Here is a 271-nt window from a genome sequence, read left to right as displayed (position 1 = left end):
ATATTGAAGCGGTCATTCGTTCCCCTCATAACACCACCAGCGACAATCCAATATTGCCAGATGACAGGAGTAGCCGGTATTTCGCAATGTCCATTGGGGAATGGGAAGCTGGCTCCGCGGGTAACTTTACTAACGAAATCACGGCGTACATGCTCGCAGACTTCGCCTCGAGATTTGAAGTCAGCCTTTCACGAATGGAATTAGTCATGATGAAGACCATTGGCGATACCATCATGGGCATGGAACACACCAAGGCTGAGCTCCTTTCTAA

General features: G+C 48.7%; 1 protein-coding gene. It reads left to right on the top strand.

The window, feature by feature from the left end:
* Positions 1-86 precede the first annotated feature (86 nt).
* Positions 87-271 (top strand): hypothetical protein (locus AB4585_RS28770; protein WP_372172196.1); only part of this gene is annotated, 185 nt, incomplete at its 3' end.

The organism is Vibrio sp. 10N.222.49.C9 (assembly GCF_041474985.1).
GTDB lineage: Bacteria > Pseudomonadota > Gammaproteobacteria > Enterobacterales > Vibrionaceae > Vibrio > Vibrio crassostreae_C.
Note: the sequence above shows the minus strand (reverse complement) of the source record. Positions and strands in the feature narration are given on the sequence as shown.